Below are 2,569 nucleotides of genomic sequence, written 5' to 3'. Positions count from 1 at the left end.
GCCCACCACCATCGCCTTGGTCTCGCCCAGCGCCTGCACGAGGCCGACCACGTCGCCGACCGTGTCGAAGATGGAGTAGGCGGCAACGTCTGGCGGCGCGGCGCTTTGGCCGTAGCCGCGCATGTCGGGGGCGACGACGTGAAACCCGGCCTCGGCGAGCACGGGGATCTGGTGGCGCCAGGAATAGGACAGCTCCGGCCAGCCATGGCACAGCAGCACCAGCGGACCCTGGCCGGCTTCGCGGATGAAGAGATCGATGCCGTTGGTCTTGATCACACGGGTGGAGGACATCGCTTTTCCGCCTTGTTTCAGGGGTTTGGTCGAGAAACATGAGGCGCCACGATAGGGGCGCGGCGAGAATCGTGCAATCTCGCGGCAGGCGTCCAACCTCGTGTTGTTCGCATCGGTTCCAGCTGTTAGAACGCCGCTCTCAGGGCTTGGCCATGGCATTTCGTCCTTCTTCGCTTCGTCGCACCCGCTTCACCGCCGGGGCGCTGTTGCGCGGGCTGATGGCGACGGTTCTGGTTGTGGGCATCGGCTGGAGTGGGGCGCTTCTGGCCGCCAACCAGAGCGTCCAGGGCGCCAAGAAGGCGGACGATACCGGCTTCGACGGCGATGCCCCGACCGCGATCCTGATCGAAGCCTCCAGCGGCAGCGTGCTGTTCGAGAAGAACGCCGACGAGCTGCGCGCGCCCTCCAGCATGATGAAGCTGATGACGGCGGAGGTGGTCTTCAATGCCATCAAGAAGGGCGACATCAAGCTGACCGACGAGTACCGGATCAGCGAGAACGCCTGGCGACGGGGCGGCGCGCCCTCGGGCGGCTCCACCATGTTTGCCGCCATCAACAGCAAGGTCTCGGTCGACGATCTCCTGCACGGCGCGATCATCCAGAGCGGCAACGACGCCTGCATCGCGCTGGCCGAAGCCATGGCGGGCAACGAGCGGATCTTCGCGGCCGACTTCATGACCAAGCGCGCCCGCGAGCTCGGCATGACCAGGTCGACCTTCGGCAATTCCAACGGCCTGCCCGACCCCGGCAACAAGATGACGGTGCGCGAGCTCGGCATCCTCGCCCGGCACATCATCCTGGACTTCCCCGAATTCTACAAACTGTTCGGCGAGAAGGAGTACACTTGGAACAAGATCCGCCAGCCTAACCGCAATCCGCTGCTCAATTCGATGGAAGGCGCCGACGGCCTCAAGACCGGCTACACCAAGGAAGGCGGCTACGGCATGGTCGGCTCGGCGGTGCAGAACGGCACGCGGCTGATCGTCGTCGTCAACGGGCTCGAAGATCCCGAGGATCGTGCTACGGAAGCCAAGAAGATGCTGGAATGGGGTTTTCGCAATTTCGAAACCCGCACGCTGATCGCGGCCGAGCAGCCCGTCGGCTACGCCAAGGTGTTCGGCGGCGAGAGCCGCTCGGTCAAGCTCGTCGCCAAGAACCCGGTGAAGGTGATGGTGCACAAGAACGGCAGCGACAAGCTGATTGCGCGCGTCGTCTATAGCGGCCCGGTGCGGGCGCCGGTCGAGGCCGGCCAGCGGGTCGGCGTGGTCAAGGTCTGGCGCAGCGGCAACATCGCGGTGGAGACGCCGGTCTATGCGGCCGAAGCGATTGCTACCGGCTCGACCATGCGACGTGCGATCGACGGCGCCAGCGAGCTCGTGATCGGCATGTTCCGCGCAGGCGCCGAGAAGCTCTGACCATGAGTGAGAGCGCGCTACAGCGGCCGTCCGGACGCGGACGCTTCATCACCTTTGAAGGCGGCGAGGGCACCGGCAAATCGACCCAGATCAAGAAACTCGCCGACCGTCTCAAGGCGGCAAAGCTGCGCATCCGGGTCACGCGCGAGCCGGGCGGCTCGCCGGGTGCCGAGATCATGCGTCATCTGGTGCTGTCCGGCATGGGCAAGCTGCTCGGACCCGAAGCCGAGACGCTGCTGTTTGCCGCCGCACGTGATGACCATGTCCGCACCGTGATCCTGCCTGCGCTCAACCAGGGCACCTGGGTGCTGTGCGACCGCTTCGCCGATTCCACGCGGGCCTATCAGGGCAGCCTCGGCAAGGTTCCAATCGGTCTCATCAACGCGATGCAGCGGGTCACCATCGGCGATCTCAAGCCGGACCTCACTCTCATCCTCGACCTGCCGGTCGAGATCGGCCTCCAGCGCGCCGCCGCGCGCCGCGGCAACGGCACGCCGGACAGGTTCGAGGGTGAGAAGCTCAGTTTTCATCAGGCTCTGCGCGAGGCCTATCGCAAGATCGCTGCGGACGAACCCGCGCGCTGCGTGCTGATCGACGCCAATTCCGACCCGGATACAGTTGCGGCACGAGTCTGGACGGCGCTGCGCGATCGTCTGCTTCCCACACCGGCCTCGGTGGTTTCCGCATGAGCCCACGTCAGACCGAGCGCGAAACGCCCATTCCGCATCCGCGCGAGACCTCGCGGCTGTTCGGACATCGCGAGGCCGAGACGGCGCTGCTCGCGGCCTATCGCAGCGGGCGCATCCCGCATGCCTGGCTGATCGGCGGCCCGCAAGGGATCGGCAAGGCGACGCTGGCCTATC

At 65.9% G+C, this 2,569-nt stretch carries 3 protein-coding genes and 1 pseudogene; 3 read left to right on the top strand and 1 reads right to left on the bottom strand.

Translation table 11 applies throughout. The features are described from left to right. Positions 1-291: alpha/beta fold hydrolase (locus MOV74_RS35815; RefSeq protein WP_246931939.1), on the bottom strand; the 291-nt coding region annotated here is incomplete at its 3' end. A gap of 152 nt (positions 292-443) precedes the next feature. Between MOV74_RS35815 and MOV74_RS35810 the strand changes: the two genes are divergently transcribed. The 3 genes and pseudogenes from MOV74_RS35810 to MOV74_RS35800 form a co-directional block, all read left to right on the top strand. After that, positions 444-1,706, top strand: a complete 1,263-nt coding sequence (locus tag MOV74_RS35810) for a D-alanyl-D-alanine carboxypeptidase family protein (protein ID WP_246931936.1) — start codon at positions 444-446, stop codon at positions 1,704-1,706. 2 nt (positions 1,707-1,708) lie between these two features. Then, on the top strand, positions 1,709-2,395 hold the full coding sequence (gene tmk, locus MOV74_RS35805; RefSeq protein ID WP_246931934.1) for a dTMP kinase: 687 nt from the start codon (positions 1,709-1,711) through the stop codon (positions 2,393-2,395). Beyond that, positions 2,392-2,569, top strand: a pseudogene (locus MOV74_RS35800) (DNA polymerase III subunit delta'); the annotation flags it as partial. The gene tmk and the pseudogene MOV74_RS35800, both read left to right, overlap by 4 nt.

The sequence above is a fragment of the Bradyrhizobium sp. SHOUNA76 genome, assembly GCF_023006445.1.
Taxonomy (GTDB): Bacteria; Pseudomonadota; Alphaproteobacteria; order Rhizobiales; family Xanthobacteraceae; genus Bradyrhizobium.
Note: the sequence above shows the minus strand (reverse complement) of the source record. Positions and strands in the feature narration are given on the sequence as shown.